Consider the following 23,174-nt stretch of genomic DNA (forward strand, 5'->3'; position numbering starts at 1 on the left):
TTTGATGACCAGGCTCAGCCTTTAACTGAACCCAGTGTCATGCCTTTAACAAAGAAACGCTGCAGGAATGGATACACAATCAGGATCGGTGCACTTCCAATGAAAATTTGAGCTGCTCTTACCGTGGTTTGCGAGAGTGCCTCCATTTCTTTGGGATTCATGCTCATACTGCTCATATCCCGTCCGATAATGACCGTTTGCATAAATGTAGCCAGCGGATAATCCTTGGCGTTATTCATGTATAACAAACCGTCAAACCAAGAGTTCCAGTGGAACACCATGCTGAACAAGGCAATTGTTGCAATGGACGGCATGGAAATGGGCAGGAAGATCGTGAAAAGTGTTCTGAAATGGTTGGCCCCATCCATCAATGCCGCTTCTTCCAGCTCTTTTGGAATACCGCGGAAGAAGTTGAGCATCAGAATGACCAGGAAGGTGTTGACTGCACCCGGGAGTACCAGCACCCAGAAGGAATCCATCAGGCCGATCTTCTGAATAACCATGTAGAACGGAACCAGTCCTCCATTAAAGATCATACTAAAAACGAAAATCCATGAATATATTGTTCTTCCTTTAAATTCACTATTTTCCTTGGACAACGGATACGCCGCCAAAAAGGTTATCAGCAGGGTAATCGCCGTACCAATGACGGTACGAAGCAGGGAAATCCAGAGCGAGTTCAGGAAGATTGGATTATTCATCGTTTTTTTGTAGGCCTCTAGCGAGAAGCCGACAGGCCAGAGATTAACTAGATTGGCATCGGCGGCTGCCTTCGAGCTGAAAGACACCGCCAGAACATGAATCATTGGTACGATACACATGATGGCAACCAGGATCAGAAAGCAGGTGTTGACTATATTAAACACGCGATAAGGCAATGATTTGTGATACATCGTGGTCCCTTCTTTCTTTTGTTCATTCGATTAGAATATGCGGTATCCGGCGTATTTTTTGGCTAAGCTGTAGGATACAAGAATCAAAATCATGCTGATCACAGACTTGAACAATCCGATTGCAGTGGCGAAGCCCATCTCGCCATTTTGCATGGCTGAACGATATACGAATGTATCAATGATGTCACCCGTTTGATAGACGAGCGGATTGTACAAGTTGAAAATCTGGTCAAATCCGGCATTGAGTACATTTCCGAGAGCCAGTGTTCCAACCACCATCAGCATCGGCACAAGTGAAGGAATTGTGATGTGCAGCGTTTGTTTCCATCTTCCAGCCCCGTCGATTTCGGCTGCTTCGTAGAGCGCGGGATTAATCCCGGCAAGGGCAGCCAGAAACACAATCATGTTATAGCCAAATTCCTTCCACACATCCGTCAGAATGACCGTCGTACGGAACCAGCTGTTGTCACCAAGGAAAAAGTATGGCCCGAGTCCAAAGCTTCCCAGCACCCTGTTAACCAAGCCACCTGTCGATAGCAGATCGATCAAAATCCCGCCCAGGATAACCCAGGACAAGAAGTGAGGCAAGTACACCAGTGTCTGGATGGTTCGTTGTATAGCCATCTTGCGAATTTCATTCAACAAAATGGCAAAAACAAAAGGTACAAATAAATTAAATATCAGTTTAAGTACAGCAATGATCAATGTATTCCAAATGACCTGCAGGCTGTCTTGACGTTCAAACAAGAATCGGAAATTATCCAGCCCGACCCATTCCGAGCCGCTTATGCCAAGCCAAGGCTTATAGTTTTGAAATGCCATGACAATGCCGCCCATGGGAATGTAACTGAATATGATCAGAAAGATGATGGCTGGCAGCAGCATTACGTGGAATGGCCAAGTTCGTTTCAAAGTTCTCATGATTGCTCCCCCTGTAATTCTTCCTACTCAAGTACACCCTGAGTGGCTTATACTGCGATTATATCAACCGTTTGCATAGGTCAAACAGCACATAAAAGCAATATAAATGGCACAAAAGCAACCACTTTGGACCTGCTGTATTTCCTGCCACTTCTCCCCTGTGAACTAACATTTATAGCAAGCAAATTCTCATCCAAAACGGCAAAAAGGCGCACAAACTTATACTGTCTGTGCGCCGAATAAAGATTATTTTTTCACGCTGTCATACCACTCGTTGACCTCTTGTGTGATTTGATCACCACCGCCTGATTTCCACGTTTGAACAAATGTATCAAACGCATCAACAGGATTCTTGCCATAAATAATTTCGTTAAATGCCTGATTCTCGATTTTGTTCAGATAGTCCAGCTTGGATTTCATCGTTGCTGTTGTTGGGCCTGTGAACATGTTCTTGAATGAAATCTCTTCCTGAGCCAGAAGCACTTTCGCGGCAGCAGGCGTTTCCTTACCATAGTTAACGGCAACATCCTTCTCCAGCTTCGTTTCAGGCTCTTTGCCGTCAGCCAGATTCAGCAGAGCTTTCATCTGTGCATCCGGAATACGGGCACCATCACGTACGAGCAGGTAACGGACAACGTTGACATATCCGCCTTCGATTTGATCAATCGGCATTTGTTTGCCGTTTGCATCCAATTGATAGTCATATTTTTCAAATAGACCGTTATCATACGGGCTTCCTGGTGCAGGATCCGCATAGTTGTCGAACAGATAGTTCTCATAAGTGAAGAATGCTTCAGGATGTTCCATGTCTTTCTTGATCAGGATGACACCGTTAACAAACTGTGTACCGTGACGCATCGCTTTCCCTTCGGGTCCAACTGGAATTTCAATCGGTTTCCAAACGGCACTTGGCACATTTTTCACCGTATCCAGCAGCGGCCATCCGCTCATCCAGTACGGGCCTGGAATAATACCGGCCGTACCGGCCACTGCAGGCTCGGCTGTTTTGTTTTCATCCCACAAGGCTGCTTCCTGCGGAATATATCCCTTTTTGAGCCATTCGCTCAATTTCGTCAAACCCTGTTTCATGCCAGGATTAATGGAGCCATATTCCAGCTTGCCATCTGCACCCAGATTCCATTGGAACGGCAGTGTTCCGTAAGCTCCGAAAATCCAGGATGGATCCCCCATCCATGTGTTCATGGACGTTTTGAAACCAATGCTCAGTGGAATGACCTTGTCCGGAGCCAAGCCGTCCGGATTCTGATTTTTGAATGCCTCCATGACCGTTTCGAGCTCGTCGATCGTTTTCGGTGCTTTCAAGTTCAGCTTGTCCAGCCAGTCCTGACGAATCCAGAGCAGATAATCATTGTTGTATGCATAATCCAATACCGGAATACCCATTCTTTTGCCGTCACGGCTGTATTGGTTCCATACGTTCGGATCCTGTTCCATGGCTTTCTTCCATGTATCCGATGCGTATTTATCGAAGAGTGGACCGACTTCCTGGTACATGCCGGAATCGATCAGATCCTGAGCAAGCAGGTTGTCTCCCACCGTTACCACATCAGGCATCTCTTGACCGGAAGACATGGCCAAACGCAGCTTGGTTGCAAATGCTCCATTCGTGTCCGTAACGGACCACAGGGACTTGATGTTAATACCAAACTTCTCTTTGGCCCACTTGGTTGCCACGTTATTTTCCATGGATTCACCATTTTTAAATTTCAGCTCAGGATCGATTCCCCACGCTGTCGTAATAGTGACTTCCGGATCATATTTTTCTTTGTATTCGTTTTCAATGGCAGACGAGCTGGAGCCCGCACTCTCACCGCCACTGCCTCCTCCACATGCAGCAAGAATGACAGCCAAACACGTTGTCATAGCTAGGAGCGGCAGCCATCTCTTTTTTGTAGATTTCGCTCTCATTGTTGTTCCCCCTTCAATCAATCGTTTTGGTTACCCTTTCATTATAGGCCTGCCGGGCCTTTCAGCCTATGTCACGAAAACAAGATTTCTGCACCTTTGGCAACCTATATATTGGAATGGAGGTTAAATTTATGCCTGGTCACGGAATTCATTCGGGGTCATGCCGTAATGCTTTTTGAACATTTTGCTGAAATATTGCGGATTCTGATACCCCAGTTCACTCGTAATCTCATAGATCTTTTTATTGCTATTCTTGAGCAGATATAACGCACGCTCCATTCGCATGCGGATCATGTAGTCTCCAAGTCCTTCGCCGGTTTCGGCTTTGTAAATCTTCGACAAATACACGGGGTGCAGGTAAACCTTGTCGGCAATCATCTTCACGGACAGATCCTGCCCGGTGTCTCTCGTGACCATTTCCTGAACCTGTTTGATGACATGCCTGCGGCTTTGTGTTCCTGCCTGATCCGACAACTCTTCCTGAAGCTTCGCAAGCATCTCCGTTGCCCAGCGCCGCAACCGTTCAGGTGATTGGATCAACTGATGCGCAAGCAGCAGGTCGAAGCCTGCATGATCGATCTCGTGTACCAGATGGCCCTGCTTGTGTGCGATATACATAAACGCATTGGTTACAGACAAATACATCTCATACACATGCTCCCTGGATAGGCACACGCGATCTGCCGCGTCAAAAACAGCGTTAAGCTTGCTCGCTGCGGCTTCCCACTGCTTCGTTTCGAGTAACTGGGGCAGAACGGGAGGCTTATAGAGCTCTTCCAGGGCTTGCGCTGCATCATTCTCCATCCGCTGCGTCATATCCTTGTCCATGAAAATAATCTTGTTTTCTTCCGGACCGGAAAGAACAAGCGATCCCAGGCTTCTGCGATAGGCCGCTGTCATTTCACTAAAAGGGAATGGAGGTGTAACCACCATGGACAGATCTCCCTGCAAATAGCGAATGACATGCTCCCGGAAGGTGTCCATCGGTCCTCTCAATGTTTCCTGATTGAAGGGCGCTTCATCCAAAGGCCCCTGATTTTGTAGGAACATAACCAGACACTCATGCGGCCCGTGTGCAAACCAAACTTTAAATCGTTCCCCGAGAACTTCCTCTGCAATGTTGCCTACCGCAAAGTCCATCAAGTCTAGTGACTGCTGATCCATGGAGGAGAATCGGCCTGTAAGACGGATGAGTATCATGACTACCGGTTGTTCCGGTTCAAGTCCGATCTCATATTGCTGTAACTGTTCACGAAGTGCACGTGTCGTGATTTCACGGCCAAGCAGCAGGTCGTGCATCAGATTTTCACGCAAAATTTTATAATCCGACTTCCGGCTGTACAGGAGCCGGTGATATTTATCAAACTCATCCCACTCCCCTCGGAGAGACGTAATGGCAGCCGATACGGATGCCATAAACTCTTCATCATTCACGGGTTTAAGGATATAATCGGATGCCTGCAGCTGAATCGCCTTCTTGGCATAATCAAAATCACTGTGCCCGGTCAGTAGAATACAGCGGATATGAGACCATCTGCTGCTTACCTCTGCGATCAGGTCCAGTCCCGTCATACCCGGCATGCGAATATCGGTAACCACAATATCAACTGCATTTTCCTCCATGATCTCCAACGCTTCCTTGCCGGACGCTGCACGCAGCACCGTCGTTACCCCAAGCTCGCCCCAGGGAATGGTCATCTCCAGACTTTCCGTTACATACGTTTCATCATCAACCAGCAGTATATCGATCAAAGCGCGTCACTCCCTGTCTGTTACATTCGCAATATAATTTTCACTCTCGAAATTCTGTCAATCGTTCGCTATGGGCACTGCTTCATCACATATCTCATCTTCTGCAGGCCAAGATAAGGTCACACAGAGCCCACCCAGTAAAGATTCTGTAATGTCTATGCCTGCCTGCTCTCCATATCGCAGCTGCAACCGCTGATTCACATTCCACAGTCCGCAGCCCATTTCCTGATCCATCGTGCCCCGAAGCTTATCAAGAAGCCTCTTCCGCTCCTCATCGGTCATCCCATTTCCGTCATCTTCCACCTTCAGAATCATCGCACCATCACGTTTTTCCCCAGATACTCTGATCTCGCCGGCTTCTGCATCCGCTTCAATACCGTGGATTACCGCATTCTCCACCAAAGGCTGCACAATAAGAGGCGGGACTTCCTGCCGCAACATGTACTCTGGCAGATCAATACAATAACGAATCCGGTCCATGCGCATCTGCTGGATTTCCAGATAACAGGTAACAAACTCGATTTCCTCTGTAAGCGGCACTACGTCACGTTCCTGCCTTGTTGTGTAACGGTAATACCTGGATAAATTGTGTGACATGGCTACCACGGCATCCACGCGTTTCAGCTTCGCCATGCTTGTGATAAAAGAAAAACAATTATAGAAAAAGTGCGGGTTAATCTGGGATTGCAGCTGCTTCAAACGGGCTTCGCGTACATGGATCTGTTCCAGATACACATGTTCAAACAGCTGCTGAATCTGATCCACCATGGAATTGAATCGCTCGGACAAAAAGCTGAACTCATTTCGGCCCTTCGGTTCAATTCGTACCGAGTAATCTTCCTGCTTCAATCGCTGGAAGCCACGAATAAGCTGCTTCACGGGTACCTGCACCTGGACGTACAACAGATAGGCAGCAAGGAAACTCATACCAAGCAGACAAATCATTGAAGAATAGAACAGGACATTCGATTGATGAATGGGTTTCAAAATATCGGACAGGGGCATATAATCCACCAAATACCAGCCTGTTGTACTGGATTTAACCGTGTTCACCATGTAAGGTTCGTTGTCGATGACCACGGTACGGTTGTCCACATCCTGAAGTTTATGAATGGCCAGCTGGTCCATCAGCTGATTCGTCAGGGTACGATCCGAAGTTCGGTTGTAGATGACTCCGGATTCTTCCCGGTAATAGAACGGATCATGCCTTCCGTCATCCTTGAACTTGTCCAGCATATCCCGAATGTTATCGCTATCAAACTCCAGCTTGATAATGGTCTCTGCATTCACGGCTGGATCCTTGATCCCATAAGGGGAAGCGGTAATCCAACTGAACATGAATTTTTCGTCTTCGCCATCCTCAATCTTGCGCACATCCCAACCGGAAACCATACTTTCCCTGAGTGCCTGCTTATCATAAAAACGCGCATCCCGTTCGGAAACAACCCTGCCCATGGAAGGGGAATACAAATATAATTTTGTTGTCCAGTTCGATGAACTTTCCTGAATACTCAGCTTGTTTTGAATACGTTTAACCAGATTGATTGCATCGAGGTCAAAATACCGGCTATCCGCATAAATCCGCCGGAAGCTCGCAATATCCGGGTCATGGATAAGCAGATTAGGCCACGAGGATAACAACTCAATGTGTGTATTCACTTGATTCTGGAAAAATTCGAGCTGGTTACTATTGGAGCGATTCAATTCATCCCTGAGCACGGCCGTCGTTTTGTGATTCGAGTACCAATACAGCAATACGACCGGAATCAGCATAATCAGGATTAAGATCACCATTTTGGAAAACAGATTGGTCCGGTATGACATTTTTCATCTCACCTTGTCTAAAATTGTCGTGACATTAATTGTAATGATGTAAGCGGTAAAAACAATCTATTTTTTTCTCATGCGTCTCTCCGCCTTCATCGTATCATCCGCTCCTCGTCAAACCGGCTTATGAATAGCGTAAGCGTTACCATTAAAGGGATAAAGGTCACAAATCCAATATTTCTGCACTAATTGCAACTTCAACATCACAAAAAAAGCCAGCCGATACCGGCCAGCTCCTCGCGGATAAACTACTATGACATCATTCTAAAATTGCAATCATGCTGCTATGTATTTACTCCTGTTATTTTTATGGCATGGTGTAATCAAACACAATGTTCTGACCCTCTACTTCCACATCCAGCACAATATCGACGAGCTTGCCCTTCACCTGGAGTGGAGACTGTGCAACACCTGAAAATGCAATTTTTCCTGAGAACGTTCCGTGAGGCTTGATCTCGAGATGGGCTGGTGTAAGTTCGACGGATTTCAAGGCGTCATATAAGGGATCATCCTGCTGCCTGTAGCTTCTGGCCAAGTCGGGTAGAAGCACCGCTGCGACGGGTTGTCTGCTATAATTTTTAAGTGTAAGGTCACAGCTCACGATGGTGCTGCCTTCACGGGATACGCGGTACATACAGGAGCTGTCATTCTGAAGGTAAGATACCCCATGAACGCCTGTGGAGCCCCATTTGGCAACATACATCACCTTGTCTGTTATGTAGGAATAACTAAGAATAATGACCACGACGATCAGCCAGAGGCGCTTCGCGAATCGTGGATACGATGGCATGATCACTTTGCGTGTTAGATAAAAACTGCATCCCAATAAGCCTAATCCTATAAAAATCGTAATATGTACACCGCTTACGTAAGCTGTGGTATAGGGGGATAACCCCATCTTGGATAACATCCTGTCTCCCACTGAGTAACCCAGGTGGTGATTAAACGTAAAAATGATGGCAAAGAGCAGTAATATCGCAGAGAACGCTAATTTCGTCCTCGACACAGGAACACCCCCTATTTAGCTACCTGATTATATCATAAATTTCCTAATTATGATGTACAATCCATATCAAAAAAAATCAAGGCATCTTCGACTTTGGCCGAAAACACCTTGATAATTAGGGAATTATCGTTTTATTTGGACAGAAATGCGTCTAGCTGCTCCTGTTTGGCTGCAATAATTTTGTCAATGCCTGCTGCTTTCAGCTTCTCCAGATACTTCGGTATCATCTCGTTTGGATCTACCGCACCAGAGGTCATACCTGGTTTAAACTGTTTGTTTACGTTGTTGACCGCTGCAATTTCGTTTTTGACAGATTGACTGTTGAAGGTAAAGCCGAGTGCAGGTGACTTGACTCCCTTGGCATTAAACTCCTTGAATTTCTCCCATTTCTGAGGATCTTCATTATCCCAGAGGAAGTTCAGGAACTGGTTGCCGAGCTGCCACTGTGCACCGGGATTATACGTGCGGCTGTTGGCATCCACACCTTCAGGCAAAGTGATAATATTGTCCTCGCCGTCTTTTTTGACATAATGCTTGCCTTCAATACCGAAATTCAGCAAGTTGTTGATCTCCTTGTCAGAGTGGAGCAGGTTGATAACCTGCATCGCTTTCTCCGGCTGCTCGGAAGAACGTGAGATCGCCAGCATGGCTCCTGAAGCATCTCCGGTAGTAATGGTTGGCTGCGTCATCTCAATCTGAGTCAGTGGATATCCGACGTACCCTTCTTCTTCTTTGTCCTTCCCCGGTTTCATGCCATCGGTCCACATAAAGACCTTGCCTGCCTTCGCTTGATCCTTTGGAAACACATTGGAAGTTGCTGCATCACTATTGATATATCCTGCCTGATACCATTTGCGCGCCAGTGCAGCAGCCTCCTGAAACTCAGGTGTCTCCACTTCATTCAGCACGGTTGTTGTCCCTGCAGTTTTGGAAATGACTCCAGGTACGGATGCATCACCGAGATAATCCCAATCGAGGTTTTCAAGCAGCCCGTTACCATTGGTGTTCGAGATGTAGAACGGAGTAACCGCTGGTTCGTTTTCCTTGATCGTTTTCAGCAGGGGTTCCAGATCGGACCACGTTTTTACCGTGGTCAGGTCGAGTTTGTATTTATCCGCCAGATCCTGGCGCACCAGGACACCGCGCGTAGCTGCCAATTCCTTGTTTGTCGGAACGCCATAGTTCACGCCATCCACCTGGGAACCTTCCAGAAAGGCAGGGTCCAGATTTTTCTTGATATCCTGCCCATACTGGTCAAGCAGATCATTGAGGGGCAGGAATGCCCCTTTTGCCACATTGACGGTGTAATTTTGCCATGCCGCCGTAAAAATAATGTCCGACTTTTCTCCGGAAGAGATCATCAGATTGAGCTTATTATCCCACTGCCCCCAGTCGATTGCATTGATCTTGAGAGTAGCTCCGATCTTGGGCTCCATTTTTTTGTTGATCTCGGCTTCTACCAATGCTACGTCTTTCTGTGGTGTCCCTGGATAATACAAAGTCACTTCATAGGATTTGCCGCTGCTTTCTCCATTCCCACCGCTTTCTGCACCTTGCGTCGTGCCACCTTTGTCTGATGAACATCCTGCAAGTACCAAACTTAGTGCCATAGCGGCTGCCGCGAGTCGCGGCCATACCTTCAAAGACTTAACCAACTGAACCCCTCCCAATAAATGTTAGACTTTGCGAGCGTTTTCCCCAATTCGCATGTAACCCGAGTCTGACCTGATGTTTCATTGCACTGTATATAAGCCCTTTCAGTCTATCTTGGGATCATCCATTTTCCGCTAACCGGGCCGGATTTACCCTTTCACAGCACCCACCGTAAGACCTTTAATGAAGTACCTTTGGAAGAACGGATAGGCCAGCACAATCGGACCGATGCCCACGACAGCCATCGCCATTTGCAGCGTTTTGTTGGGTAGATTCAGCAATCCGCCCTGTGACGAAATCTGTGAAGAGACATTGGAGTTGGATGTTAAATATTGAATATCGAGCAGCGTTCGGTACATGAGGTACTGAAGACTGATCGTCCGGTTATCGGAAATAAAAATCATGCTGAGATACCAGTCATTCCAATAATTCAGCGTACTGAACAGCGCCACGGTAGCCATAACCGGTAAGGAGAGCGGCAGTACGATACGTGTAAACGTTCGGAGCTCTCCTGCTCCATCGATCCGTGCCGATTCAAGAATCGATACCGGAATGGAATTGGCGAAGAAAGTACGCATGACCAGAACGAAGAACGGCGATAACAGCAAGGGCAAAATCAAGGCCAGAATGGAATTTTTGAGATCCAGCACATTGACGTATACGAGATACCAAGGGACCAGCCCCCCGTTGAACAGCATCGTGAAGAAAATAAAGAACGCAAACCATCCCCGGTAAGGCAGATCCCTTCTGGAAAGCGGATAGGCATATAGTGCAGTCAGCGCCACACTGGTAATGGTACCTATCACCGTTACGATAATGGAGATGCCGTAAGAGTGGATAATCTGATCCATATCCTTGAACAAAAACTCATAGGCGGTCAGGCTAAATTTTTCGGGAATCAGCTTATACCCATTCGCGACAACGGTTGTCTCGTCCGAGAAGGAGATGGCGAAGACAAGCAGGATGGGCACGATGCAGGCAATGGCATAAAAGATGAACATGCCGTGAATGATGGACGCGGAACGTCGCGACACGGCTAATGGATCACGTGATTTCACAGCTGACTTGCCTCCTCTCAAAATAGTGCATTATCTTTATCCATTCTTCGGACGATTGTATTGGATACAAGTACAAGTACAAACCCGACAACTGCCTGATACAACCCGGCCGCAGAAGACATTCCGATGTCGCCGCCGATGAGGAATGTGCGGTACACATAGGTATCCAGGACATTCGTTACCGGGAACAAAGCCCCCGATTCCAGTGGAACCTGATAGAACAGACTGAAATCCGCGTAGAAAATCCGGCCGATCTGGAGCAGTGTCATAATGACAATTAGGGGGACCAGAAACGGAACCGTGATAAACCGGATCTGATGCCACTTGCTTGCTCCGTCCAGCACAGCGGCTTCATAGTATTCTTCATCGATGCCCACGACAGCTGCCAAATAAATGACGGCATAGTATCCAATGTTTTTCCACGTGTTCACAATCGGTAGAATGTAAGGCCAATACTTTGGCTCCGAGTACCAGTCAATCGGCTGACCGCCAAAGAGTTGCAGAATCGTCGAGTTCATAAAACCCGAATCCTTGCCGAGAAAGGCCAGAACCAGGTAGCTGACCACGATCATGGACAGGAAGTAAGGCAGCAGCATGAGTGATTGATACAGTTTGGACATCGCTTTGTTCTTCACTTCATTAAGCAGAATGGCGAGTCCTACTCCTACTACCAAATTCAGCGCAATGAATACGGTGTTATAAGCGATGGTGTTACGAGTGATCTCCCAAGCATCACTTGTCGAGAACAAATACTTGAAGTTATCCCAGCCGCTCCAGGGACTGCCCCAAATACCGTCGGCGTAGTTCACATTTTTGAACGCAATCAGGACCCCAAACATCGGCATATAATTGTTCACCAGCAGAAACAGAATTCCTGGCAAAAACATGAGATACAGCACTTTAAATTTCCCAAGATTGTACCATACAGACTTTCGCTTGCGGACCGATCGTTCCGGTATATCCGATATCCGTACGCCCTTACCCGCCTGGGGTTGTGTATTCATAACCTCTTCTCCCTCACTCCTCTTGATTTCCTTCCTCAGGATGAAAGCACCGCTGTGTATCCTGTGGTTCAAGTATACGGCGGGGAGTTCCGGCCCACTATCTGCTGTGGTGACCTTTTCACTTATCAAATGATGACTTTTGCATGAAACAAAACAAAAGACGCAGCATGCTGCGTCAGCGCTAGACGGTTCGGGACTGTTTGCGAAACTCCTGTGGGGTAATGCCCGTGCACTTTTTGAACATTTTCGTGAAATGGGAGTAATTATAGTAGCCCACCTTGCCCGCAATATCGGTTACCTTGACGGTTGACTCGGATAATAACATTTTTGCTTTGGCTACCCGGCGCTGCAAAATAAACTCAGAGAGAGACATGCCCTTCTCCTTCCGAAACAGGCGGGACAGATATGCAGGGTTGAAGCCTGCAAAAGATGCCAACTCCTCCCGCATCAGATCCTCGCCAATATGGTTTTCGATATATATGCACAGTTGATCAACAACCGTCATGGGGCTGTGACCATCCGGATACAAGATCGGAATGGCACGGTTAATGAGATCCAATGTCCAATGCTTCAATTGCGGCAGGGAACGGGTTACCATGCTCTCTTCCGGCTCCCGTTCACCCGGATACAGGCTGCGTACGGATACACTTTTCTGATGAAGCAGGGGATAGACCACATGCAGCATGGCATGATAGAACAGGCGCAGAATCTCAGGAGATAACTGTTCCTGGGCAGCCAGCAGCTCGAATATTTCATCCACGCGCTCCCGAAGATCGTCAACTTTGCCTGTTTCGAACAAAATGGACAACTCGGAGAACCACGGGATCGGCAAGAAGCGATCCTCCGGTTCCCTGCCCTGCTCGTCATACACGAAGACTCCTTCAAGCTCCCTGATATTACGGCGCTCCATATCCATCAGTTCGTTCAAAAGGCCCTGCAGTTCGGTCACTGCAACAGGAACGCCCACATAACAGGACAAGCGGCAGTAGAAGTACGTCCCGCACTCCTGAATGTACACTTGGCAATCCCTAGCAACTTGGCTTGCAATCGGTGTGACGCCACCTTGTTCATACGCGAGTACAATATTCAGACCGCTATGGTCCTGGAATACTTCCCCCGGCTGTTCGCCAAGTATCATCTCCTTGGCTGCATTGCGAAGGGCATATTCCAGCACCTCCTCATCACGCAGATCGAACTCCCTCACCCATTCCTCTACCGATATGACAATCGGCAAAACGCGTGCGTGGGGATCAATTTCCGCTCCATATACCTCGGCCAGCTCCTGCAGTCGTGGCTTGGTCAGGGTAACACGCTGAGAGATGGCATCTTTCCAGAATCGCTCCGTCAGGAGCGGTTTATGGGTTTGCCAGCGTTTATACACGGATTCATATATCTTATTGGTACGTGAACGCTGCTCTCCGGCTTTGATTTTGTCCACAGCCTTTGTGACGATCTTGAGCAGTTGATCTGCCTGAGCAGGTTTTAACACATAATCAAAGCTGTTTAACTTGATCGCAGTCTGGGCGTAGTCAAACAGAGCATGACCTGTCAGAAAAATGGTCAGTATGCCGGGATCATGCTTCAATACCCAGCTCTGCAAATCCAGACCTGTTTCCCCCGGCATTTCAATATCTGAGATCAGGATATCAATGGAATGGCTTTGAAGTACCATTCTTGCTTCTTCGGCATCACCAGCACTGAATACCTGATCGATTCCTGCCAAGCTCCAATCAATCCCTTCCACCATGGCTTGAAGGGCATAGACCTCATCATCCACGATTAACAGGTTCCGCATAAGTTCCCCCTTCTTCCGCTTCCGTCTGGGCGGGCAAATATAGGATGACCGCTGCTCCACCAGCATCCGGATTTTGAAACTCCAATCTCGCTGTGTCGCTGTATTTCACAAGCAAACGGTGGGCAACGTTCCAGATCCCGATGTGCTGTCCGCTGGGGTCCTCCGCATATAACCCCTGCTGCAGCCGCGTAAGCATTTCCTGCTCAAACCCTACGCCGTTATCCTCTACTGAAAGCCTCAATCTGGTGACGCAATCCCCATTCCCCACTCGTTCGGATTCACCATCGGATAACGTTTTCGTTTCTTTGGCTGTAATACGAATGACAAATGGTTCGGTACGCCGTTTAAACCCGTGAATGATTGCATTTTCCACAAAGGGCTGAAGTGTTAAAGGTGGCAACACATACTGGCCAAGTCCCTCATCCACGTCCAGGGAAAAATTCAGTTTGTTCGGAAATCTGAGCTTCTGAATCTCCAAATAGTGACGAATGTGTTCCAGTTCTTCATCCAGCCGGATGACACGTTTGCCTGCCCGGAGACTGAACCGGAAATAATCGGCCAAATGTCCGGCCATCTGCTGGACCAGCTCATGCTTTTGCAGTGAAGCCAGGCTGTGGATAATATTTAGGGAATTCAGGTAAAAGTGAGGATTAATTTGCATCTGGAGCTGCTTGAATTCAGCCTCTCTGGTGCGCAGCTGTTCTTCATAGACATCAATCTTCAGATGCTGAATCTCGCTTGTCATCTGATTGAAACTACGGGTTACGAACTCCAGCTCCGATGAAGCCGGCGGTTCCAGCCTCACATCAAGTTCGCCCCGGCTAACACGTCTCATCCCCCGAATCAGAGTATTCATGGGTCGAAACAGCAGCTGTCGCAAAAAAACAAGTGCCGTGATCAAAATAACTGCTGCACCAATAGGTAGCAGACGAATAATCTGCTGAAAAAAGGGCAGGTTACGCAGCATATCCTCTTCCGGCAACAGAACAATATAATTCATCTTGGACATCGCAGAGGGCATACCCAGCATCAGGTATTGACCTGCATCCCCCTTGGACGTAACCTCCGAAATGACCTGGTACGGATTCTCCAGACCGGAGAGATGTGCTGCAGCAAGCTTGATCTGCGCCGGGTCCAGGGAAGAACCCGACAGTGCATCCCCATTGCTATCAACGATGACTGCGCCTCCCCGCTCACCGGATTCCGTGAATTGTTCGGGATGATTCAGCGCGTTCATATCCACAAGTGCACCAGCGTAGAACTGCTGGTTGATTCTTACTGTTTTGACCAGTGCATTCCAAGCCCCGCCGCGAACAATGCTCCATTCCGGCTGCTGGATTTCATCGTCCAATTGCGTCATCTGAACAGGCATGCTCTCCCTCACAAGTGACATTTTGACATCATAACTGCCCGAAGTCGCCAGCAGCAGGTCATCATTCACCGCATCATATAGGAAAAAGGAATCAATCAGATTGTAAAATCCGATATCTGTCATAAATTTGTTCATGATTCGCTGTTTGGCGATGATGTAATCCCCGCTGCCGTATTTCAGGAAAAAAAGTGAAATAATATCCGGGTCACGCTCGCCCAGACTGTATAAGTACCGATTGGTTTCCTGCAGTACTCGCTCATTCTGCTCTACACTTTTCGCAAGATGATTCATGTTGGTGAGAGATACTTTATCGCGCACAACTCTTATCGCATAGACATTGTTATAGTACAGCAGCAGGAACAACGGCAGCATAATAAGTGTCAAGCCAATCATGAATTTGAAACGCAATGAACGGATAAAGTTCATGGATTCCCGCCCTCTTGTTATCATTGAATTGTATTGCTCTCAAACCTGTAAACGTTATCAAAAATAAATAGTTCATTGTTTTTTGATACTTTCTCAAGGCTGCCATTTTTCCATATTTCTTCCTTTATGCTGGCATGTTCATTGTAAGCATGCGGATTACGTATTGTCTATATGTTTAAGTGACCTAACTCTGTCATCTATGGTGACCTGATTCAGTAAACACTTCCACTCTGTATGGTCTACCCATTCTCCATTTGTAAAAAAAATCCTGCTGTCTGTCACACTTGCGCCATTCCCCAAAATAAAGCTTCTCTGCTCTCCTCTTCTCCATGAACGCCCGGTCCTGACATGCATACGATATAGCACGCCTTAGGACTAAGGTGGAAGGAGGCATGTGGTGTGAATATTCAATTGGTACCGCTGCATTATGTATATTTGGCTTTTATCGTGCTCATCGTTGCCGTCATGATCCGGCGCCGGGATACCACAATCATCTGTGTGGCCGGTGTATTAACGATCGGATTACTGGCAACAGAGACATTAAGTGGTGCGGTGTCAGGAATCTTTAATAGTTTCGTCTATGCCGCGAAAGAACTGCTCAGCACAATCTTTATTATCTCGATCATTGTAGCCATGAGTCGGGTGCTGATTCGCACAGGTATTAATGAAGTGATGGTCGCTCCGTTAACCCGATTTATTCGTTCACCACAAGTGGCCTATTGGGGAATTGGACTCATCATGATGACCGTCTCCCTGTTTTTTTGGCCTTCGCCTGCGGTGGCTCTGGTTGGGGCAGTCTTGCTTCCGGTAGCAGTTCGTGTGGGACTTCCGCCCATCGGGGCTGCCATTGCGATGAACCTCTTCGGTCACGGTATCGCCCTCTCGGGAGACTATATCATTCAAGGGGCTCCCAAATTGACTGCTGACGCAGCCGGTCTTCCGGTTACCTCCGTTATGACGGCCAGTATTCCCCTCGTAATCGTTATGGGTGTGGTATCCACAGTGACAGCCTTCTGGATGCTGCGAAACGAGATGAAGACTGGAGTGGCAGCTCCGGTTCGCCATCCTGTTCCAGGTGAAGCGTTAAACGGTCTCACGTCACCAACTGAAGTTCTGCCGGGAGCCGGAATTGCACCAATCCAACAACGTCAAGCCATACCGATACAATTACAAAAAGCATTTGCTCTAATTATACCGCTTCTATTCGCAGTGGATGTCATTTTGATGTTTGTTCTCAAGCTTCAGGGCGGGGATGCTACAGCCCTGATCGGTGGCACGGCGGTATTGATTCTGATCGCGGTCACCCTCGCTGCACATCGGCATGAGGGGCCTGAAGAAACAACAAATTATTTAATTGAGGGATTTCAGTTTGGATTCAAAGTGTTTGGTCCGGTTATACCGATTGCGGCCTTCTTTTACCTGGGGGACGCAGCCATTACCGAATTGTTCAGTCATCCCCTGCCCGATGGTTCACACGGCATAGTCAACGATCTGGGCGTTGCTCTTGCGGGTTTAGTTCCTTTGAATGACACGGTTGGTGCGATAACGATGACCTTGACCGGAGCGGTCACAGGAATGGATGGTTCGGGGTTTTCGGGTATATCACTGGTGGGCTCCATCGCCTCGATGTTTGCTGGAACAGCAGATTCTGCCCCTGTATTAACAGCACTCGGTCAGGTGGCAGCCATCTGGGTTGGTGGAGGTACCTTAATCCCTTGGGCTCTGATTCCGGCAGCTGCCATCTGTGGGGTCAGTCCATTTGAACTGGCACGCCGCAACCTGAAGCCGGTACTGCTGGGATTGACGGTCACAACCATTGTAGCGATCTTTCTAATTTGATAAGTGCAGTCATTTAACTGTTTTTTGGAAAGAAGTCTGCAGCCGGGCCCAGTTCCACAGCTTATTCCGACTCCACCTCGCCAAACGCAGCAGCTCCATATAAGGATCTCCCTGCAATCCCAGCACTGCGGCAAAGGCCGGCTCTGTCTTCAGCCCTTCCTGCTTCAGTCTGCGGATCTGAGCATGCCCTTCAGCACCCCAGAGCTGCAGCAACTCCCACTCTACGAGCATATGAAGGTAAGCATTCTGACTGATGACCTGTACCGATTGAGCGAAAACCTCCACAGGCCAATCCTCAACTTGAAAGGAACAGGTCACATAAGCATGTCCATCAGCCAGCCCTACTCCGCGCTGGCAGGAGAAGTTCGGCATCCCGCTATAGTGCTGCGTCACCAATCTTTCAAATGCGTCCAGATCTTCGGCATCACACAATATATCGAGATCACTGCCTGGAATGTCAACATCAATGGGAACAGTTCCGGCCGGATAAGGTGTGTATTCATTCAGAATGGAGAACAATTCACTCTGCAGGAGCACCCGATGGGCTTCTCGCTGGCGTTTGTTTCCCGATTCCAGATGTGCCATAACCTCTGCTGCCGTCTTCATGTCACAGCCTCGGGCATCGAATCACTCTGCCGCTCCTGTAATGACCTGTTTAACACGTCCAACCTGTCCACTTGTCAAGCGAACTTTGATGCCATGGGGATGTGTAGGGGATTTGGTCAGCAAATCCTTGACGATACCCCTTGTCAGCTTGCCTGTAGGCTGATCCTGCTTCAGTACAATATCTACCTCCAGGCCCGGTTTAATGTTTACTCGTTGTTGTCCGTTCATAAAGCAATCCTTCTCCTTCCTCTTGCAACGTTATCCATTCAGCTAAAGGTTCAACAAAGCTTCATCTATTGTAGACCTTTTGGATTCAAAACGAAAGCCATGTCCGCTGCTTGACAACGTGCAAACCTTATTTCTGGCCTGCATCAGGATCGGATGATTTGCTCTTCATCTCCCTCAATGCAGATCGATAAACCTCATCTGCACTTTTTTCAACATCCTTCGATTCCGTTACGGCTGGTTCCTCTTCAGTTTCAGATTGTGTGCGGAAATGGAGCAGAGCCTGACGATATGCATTATCGTTGCCTTTCGTTTCATTTCCCTGATCCCTGACTGGATGGCTCGCCTCCATCCTGGATTTTTGCAGTTCAGGCTCTGTCTCTTCCGAATCGCCATGTTCCGAATAATCCACCGAATTGAGCGATTCTACAGTTTCTACGTCCCGCTGCTCTTCTTCCTGTAGAAGGACAGGCTCTTGATCTGCCGCAGCAGTTTGGGCAGACCTAGCTTCTGCCGCTCTGCGGGTCGATTTTGAATTAAAGATCATGAGAAAAATTACCCCGATTACAACAATTACTGCCAATATAATCAACATGTAAGCATCCTCCTTGTCATCGCCTGTGGGCAACATATCAATATATTGGTTCCCCAATCTGCGAATTATATTTCATGTTGTTTCGTATAGAGCAGCAGAGTACCGGGAATGCTCCAAACAGGATTGTCAGCAGAAGAACATTTTAGGAGGAATGATCCACATGAACTCACGTGCCATATTGATCAATATCATTGTCATACTGGTGATTTTGGGGGCAGGCGCCGCAGGCATATATTATTACAACCAATCCACCAGCTATGTCAAAACGGATAATGCATCGGTCACCGGTCAGCCTGTTTCCGTCGCTTCCACCGTTAGCGGTGAACTTCAAACCTGGAAAGGCAAAGTAGGCACTTCGTTTAATGAAGGGGATACGGTCGGAACCGTCTCCGCAGGCGGAAAATCCACTCCGATTACAATGCCTGTTGGCGGTACCATTGTACAGGCCACCGCTGTGGAGAATTCACTGGTTTCTGCCGGGAATCCACTGGCTAGGGCATATGACTTTGATAACTTGTATGTTACCGCGAACGTGGAAGAAACCGTCATTGACAAAATCAAAAGCGGCCAGATTGTTGACGTGTACATTGATGCTTTTCCAGATACCACATTAACAGGCAAGGTCGATACGATTGGACTCGCTACTGCTTCATCCTTTTCCCTGCTGCCGTCCTCCAATACCAACGCCAATTACACCAAGGTTACACAGGTCATTCCGATCACCATTACGATTGAGGGTTACAAAGGTCTGGGCGTGGTACCAGGCATGAGCGCCACTGTGCGCGTTCATATATAAGGTCAGCCGATGGATAAACAATTGCCGCTCGGAAGAACCATTGCCGTCCTGCTGCTCGGCGCCTTTATCGCCATTCTGAATCAAACTTTACTCAATGTGGCGATCCCTCATCTGATGAATGACTTCAACGTCTCGGCAACAACGGTACAATGGCTGTCAACGGCCTATTTGCTCGTCAATGGTGTGCTCATCCCCATTACGGCCTATCTGATTGAGTCATTCGGGACCCGCAAACTGTTCATCACAGCAATGCTGCTGTTCACCGTAGGTTCTGCCATCTGCGCGATCAGTCCTGGGTTCACAGTCATGCTGATTGGACGTATTGTACAAGCCAGCGGTGCCGGAATTATTATGCCGCTGGTGATGAACGTATTTTTAACGGTCTTCCCTCCAGAGAAAAGAGGGACTGCCATGGGAACGATGGGTATCGCCATGATGTTTGCTCCAGCGATTGGTCCTACCTTGTCCGGCTGGATCGTGGAGCACTACACATGGCGCATTCTGTTCTACATGGTCATACCGCTGGCTTTGCTCGATATCCTGTTTGCCTTCCTTTGGCTAAGAAATGTGTCCAAGCTCAGTTCTCCCAAATTCGATGCGTATGGTGCTCTCTTTTCAACGATCGGATTCGGGTTCCTTCTCTATGGATTCAGCTCTGCAGGAGACAAGGGGTGGAGCAGTGCAATTGTACTGCTGACCTTGATCATCGGTATTCTCTTCATTACGTTCTTTGTTCTCCGTGAAACCGCAATGAAGCATCCCCTGCTGGAGTTTCGTGTGTTCAAATACGATATTTTTACCATCTCCACGCTGGTCAGTGCCACCATCAACATGGCGCTCTTTGGAGGCATGCTGCTGCTGCCGATCTATTTGCAAAATATAAGGGGATTCTCCCCCCTGCAATCCGGGCTGTTGCTGCTGCCAGGCGCATTGCTCATGGGTGTCATGTCACCCATCTCTGGAGCTCTGTTCGACCGGATCGGCTCTCGACCACTGGCCATTGTGGGCTTGCTGATCACTGCATTCTCCACCTTTGAATTCAGTAAATTAACCGGAGAAACACCCTATGGTCACATTATGATGCTGTATACACTCCGCAGCTTCGGCATGTCCATGCTGATGATGTCCGTGCAAACCGAGGGGTTAAACCAGCTTCCCCCTCATCTGACCAGTCATGGTACGGCGATGTCCAACACCATCAGACAGGTAGCCGGCTCCATTGGGACAGCCTTACTGATTACTGTTATGGCTACTCGTTCAGGCATTCATCTGGCTGACTACAGCAACACGGTCACTACAACCAATGTACCTCTGACTGAACAAGTCGGTCTGCTGGGTACGGAGATGGCAGCCATAGCAGGCATGCCACCTGAACAAGGTTCAAGTCTGGCATTGCAGCAGCTCTACGGCATTGCCGTCCAGACCTCGACGATTGAAGGCATTAATGATGCCTTTATTGTCGCCACCTGGATTTCCATTATTGGTTTGATCCTGTCACTGTTTCTGCGCAGAGCACGTTCCCGTCCCCGTCCGGTGAAGACAGAACGGTAAACGACTGGCCCTTAAACATAACTAAAAACCGCAGGTTTCTCATTTGAGAACCTGCGGTTTTTAGTTAGCCTACTGCTGTTGTTTCAAGGATGACACGCCGTTCTTGGCAGCTTCTTTGGCCTTTACTGCAAGCAGATCGGATACCGTTACGAAGCGGTATCCCTCTTCCTGGAGTTTGGGCAAAATTATTTTTAACGCATCCACCGTCTGGGATTTTCCTTCCACCTTGTCATGAAACAGAACAATATCCCCGTTGCGGGCATTTTTCAGCACTTTGTTCGTAATGGCTGCTACTCCAGGAGAAGCCCAATCACGTGTATCCTGATGCCAGGACCACAGTACAATGGTATAGCCTTTTCGTTTCGCGGCCTCAATGACCATATCATTGTAAAATCCTCCGGGTGGCCTGAACAACAGCGGGCGTTGTACACCTGCATCAATAATGGACTGCTCTGCAGCAGTCATATCCTGTGTATACTTGTCCTGCACTGTGGATCTGACCGCATAAGTATGAGCATAGGTATGATTCGCTACTTCGTGCCCTTCCTGCTGTTCCTGCAGGATCAGTTCAGGGTAATTCTCTGCCCATTTGCCCAATACGAAAAAAGTGCCTTTGGCTTGATACTGCTTAAGCAGAGCCAGAATCTGCGGGGTCTGCACAGGGTCCGGACCATCGTCAAAGGTTAACGCGATGAGCTTGTCATGTGTAGGTACCTCCCATACAATCTCTCCCCGTTCCTCGTAATATTGACGGTTCTTCTGCACGGGCTTCGCATAGGCATAACTGGTGCCGAGCATGAGAAGCATAGTGAATAATCCGATCGTTCGGACTGCCTTCAGGTTCATGTTTATGTCCTCTCTTTGTCGTCAAACGTAAACTCCCTGTTAGCATTTCCCGAATTGCCGGAACTATTTAACGGAAAATCTGGTCAATCACTGCGATCTCCTCTGCAGACAGCTTCACATCCAGGGTTTTCAGATTATTGATGACCTGTTCCGGTTTCTTCGCCCCCGGAATGAGTGCATCAATCGAAGGCTGAGTCAGGTACCAGGCCAGAACCAAATGTGCAACCTCCGCATTTTTGGACTCGGCAATGCTGCGAAGCTGCTCCACTTTGTCCAGGTTGCGGATAAAGTTTTCACCCGTGAACAGCGGGTTTTTGGCCCGTCCATCCTGGAATGTCGTATCCCGATTATATTTGCCACCCAGCAGCCCAGCTGCCAGAGGGAAGTATGGAACAAAAGAAATTTCGTGTTCTGCCGTGTACGGAAGCAGTTCTTTCTCGGCCTCTCGTTTAAACAGATTGTATTCGGATTGCAGCACATCCACGTATCCATCCCGATTCGCTTCGCGCAGCTGTTCAACAGAGAAGTTGGAAACCCCAATGGCTCGGATTTTTCCTTCGTCCTTTAACCGCTTCAACGTACCCACTGCTTCATCTTTCGGCGTGTGTTCATCCGGAAAATGAATGTAGAACAAGTCAATGTAATCGGTCTGCAGACGTTTCAAGGCTTCATCAACAGATGCTTTCAGGAAAGCAGGCGAATTATCGTGCACCACGCTGCCATTCACGAATTTATGAGATGCTTTCGTTGCAATGATGGTCTGCTCCCGCTGCCCTGTTTCCTTCAGCACTTCGCCAATTAATCGCTCTGAATGTTCAGGTCCATAGATGAAGGCTGTATCCACAAAGTTAATGCCTTGCTTCAGCGCCGCACGGACCACTTCCTTGCCTGTTTCATCATTCAGCATATCAGGATAGATATTATGTCCTCCTACTGCATTTGCACCCAATCCGATCGGGTTAACGAACAAATCCGTTTTCCCCAAGCGAGTCTGTTGGTCTGCCATGTCTTATCCATCTCCTTTTCCTGAGCTTTAAGTAAGTAAAACATAAGAGGTAGTAAATCTGACGATCCATAAAT

At 48.0% G+C, this 23,174-nt stretch carries 19 protein-coding genes; 3 read left to right on the top strand and 16 right to left on the bottom strand.

Features of this window, described 5'->3' with window-relative positions; translation table 11 throughout:
• Positions 1–14 precede the first annotated feature (14 nt).
• From AB3N00_RS07820 to AB3N00_RS07870, 11 genes are all read right to left on the bottom strand, one after another.
• Positions 15–893 (bottom strand): carbohydrate ABC transporter permease, encoded by an 879-nt coding sequence (locus tag AB3N00_RS07820; RefSeq protein ID WP_413034044.1) that lies wholly within the window; start codon positions 891–893, stop codon positions 15–17.
• A 30-nt stretch (positions 894–923) separates the two neighbouring features.
• Positions 924–1,814: an ABC transporter permease gene (locus AB3N00_RS07825; protein WP_413034045.1), complete on the bottom strand. Its 891-nt coding sequence runs from the start codon at positions 1,812–1,814 to the stop codon at positions 924–926.
• 246 nt (positions 1,815–2,060) lie between these two features.
• Positions 2,061–3,743, bottom strand: a complete 1,683-nt coding sequence (locus tag AB3N00_RS07830; RefSeq protein ID WP_413034046.1) for a sugar ABC transporter — start codon at positions 3,741–3,743, stop codon at positions 2,061–2,063.
• Between the two features lie 129 nt (positions 3,744–3,872).
• On the bottom strand, positions 3,873–5,495 hold the full coding sequence (locus tag AB3N00_RS07835) for a response regulator transcription factor (RefSeq protein WP_413034047.1): 1,623 nt from the start codon (positions 5,493–5,495) through the stop codon (positions 3,873–3,875).
• Between the two features lie 57 nt (positions 5,496–5,552).
• Complete coding sequence (locus tag AB3N00_RS07840) at positions 5,553–7,319, bottom strand: sensor histidine kinase (RefSeq protein WP_413034048.1); 1,767 nt, start codon at positions 7,317–7,319, stop codon at positions 5,553–5,555.
• A gap of 310 nt (positions 7,320–7,629) precedes the next feature.
• A complete protein-coding gene (locus AB3N00_RS07845; protein WP_413034049.1) occupies positions 7,630–8,328 on the bottom strand; it encodes a hypothetical protein in 699 nt (232 codons plus the stop codon).
• Positions 8,329–8,459: 131 nt separating this feature from the next.
• Positions 8,460–9,983, bottom strand: a complete 1,524-nt coding sequence (locus AB3N00_RS07850; RefSeq protein ID WP_413034050.1) for an ABC transporter substrate-binding protein — start codon at positions 9,981–9,983, stop codon at positions 8,460–8,462.
• A 147-nt stretch (positions 9,984–10,130) separates the two neighbouring features.
• Positions 10,131–11,039, bottom strand: a complete 909-nt coding sequence (locus AB3N00_RS07855) for a carbohydrate ABC transporter permease (protein ID WP_413034051.1) — start codon at positions 11,037–11,039, stop codon at positions 10,131–10,133.
• Between the two features lie 17 nt (positions 11,040–11,056).
• Positions 11,057–12,043: an ABC transporter permease gene (locus tag AB3N00_RS07860; RefSeq protein ID WP_175399815.1), complete on the bottom strand. Its 987-nt coding sequence runs from the start codon at positions 12,041–12,043 to the stop codon at positions 11,057–11,059.
• A gap of 181 nt (positions 12,044–12,224) precedes the next feature.
• Positions 12,225–13,838: a helix-turn-helix domain-containing protein gene (locus AB3N00_RS07865; protein ID WP_413034052.1), complete on the bottom strand. Its 1,614-nt coding sequence runs from the start codon at positions 13,836–13,838 to the stop codon at positions 12,225–12,227.
• Positions 13,813–15,636 (bottom strand): histidine kinase, encoded by a 1,824-nt coding sequence (locus AB3N00_RS07870; protein WP_413034053.1) that lies wholly within the window; start codon positions 15,634–15,636, stop codon positions 13,813–13,815. The genes AB3N00_RS07865 and AB3N00_RS07870 overlap by 26 nt, the downstream gene beginning before the upstream one ends.
• Positions 15,637–16,101: 465 nt before the next feature.
• Here AB3N00_RS07870 and AB3N00_RS07875 point away from each other — a divergent pair, with 465 nt between their 5' ends.
• Positions 16,102–17,475 carry a hypothetical protein gene (locus AB3N00_RS07875; protein ID WP_413035218.1) on the top strand — a complete coding sequence of 458 codons (1,374 nt, stop codon included), beginning with the start codon at positions 16,102–16,104 and terminating at the stop codon, positions 17,473–17,475.
• Positions 17,476–17,484: 9 nt separating this feature from the next.
• On the opposite strand, the gene AB3N00_RS07880 is transcribed toward AB3N00_RS07875, so the two are convergent.
• The 3 genes from AB3N00_RS07880 to AB3N00_RS07890 form a co-directional block, all read right to left on the bottom strand.
• Positions 17,485–18,081 (bottom strand): DUF4269 domain-containing protein, encoded by a 597-nt coding sequence (locus AB3N00_RS07880; protein ID WP_413034054.1) that lies wholly within the window; start codon positions 18,079–18,081, stop codon positions 17,485–17,487.
• 21 nt (positions 18,082–18,102) lie between these two features.
• On the bottom strand, positions 18,103–18,309 hold the full coding sequence (locus AB3N00_RS07885; protein ID WP_095287993.1) for a YwbE family protein: 207 nt from the start codon (positions 18,307–18,309) through the stop codon (positions 18,103–18,105).
• Positions 18,310–18,436: 127 nt separating this feature from the next.
• Positions 18,437–18,901, bottom strand: coding sequence for a hypothetical protein (locus AB3N00_RS07890; protein WP_413034055.1), 465 nt, complete (start codon positions 18,899–18,901; stop codon positions 18,437–18,439).
• A 160-nt stretch (positions 18,902–19,061) separates the two neighbouring features.
• Here AB3N00_RS07890 and AB3N00_RS07895 point away from each other — a divergent pair, with 160 nt between their 5' ends.
• A complete protein-coding gene (locus AB3N00_RS07895) occupies positions 19,062–19,697 on the top strand; it encodes an efflux RND transporter periplasmic adaptor subunit (protein ID WP_175399808.1) in 636 nt (211 codons plus the stop codon).
• Between the two features lie 9 nt (positions 19,698–19,706).
• Complete coding sequence (locus tag AB3N00_RS07900) at positions 19,707–21,248, top strand: DHA2 family efflux MFS transporter permease subunit (RefSeq protein ID WP_413034056.1); 1,542 nt, start codon at positions 19,707–19,709, stop codon at positions 21,246–21,248.
• A 69-nt stretch (positions 21,249–21,317) separates the two neighbouring features.
• Here AB3N00_RS07900 and AB3N00_RS07905 read toward each other — a convergent pair whose 3' ends face one another.
• Together AB3N00_RS07905 and AB3N00_RS07910 are read right to left on the bottom strand one after the other, a co-directional pair.
• Positions 21,318–22,094, bottom strand: a complete 777-nt coding sequence (locus AB3N00_RS07905) for a polysaccharide deacetylase family protein (protein ID WP_413034057.1) — start codon at positions 22,092–22,094, stop codon at positions 21,318–21,320.
• A gap of 67 nt (positions 22,095–22,161) precedes the next feature.
• Positions 22,162–23,100 carry an aldo/keto reductase gene (locus AB3N00_RS07910; protein ID WP_413034058.1) on the bottom strand — a complete coding sequence of 313 codons (939 nt, stop codon included), beginning with the start codon at positions 23,098–23,100 and terminating at the stop codon, positions 22,162–22,164.
• Positions 23,101–23,174 lie beyond the last annotated feature (74 nt).

The sequence above is a fragment of the Paenibacillus xylanilyticus genome, assembly GCF_047246825.1.
GTDB classification, from domain to species: Bacteria; Bacillota; Bacilli; order Paenibacillales; family Paenibacillaceae; genus Paenibacillus; species Paenibacillus xylanilyticus_B.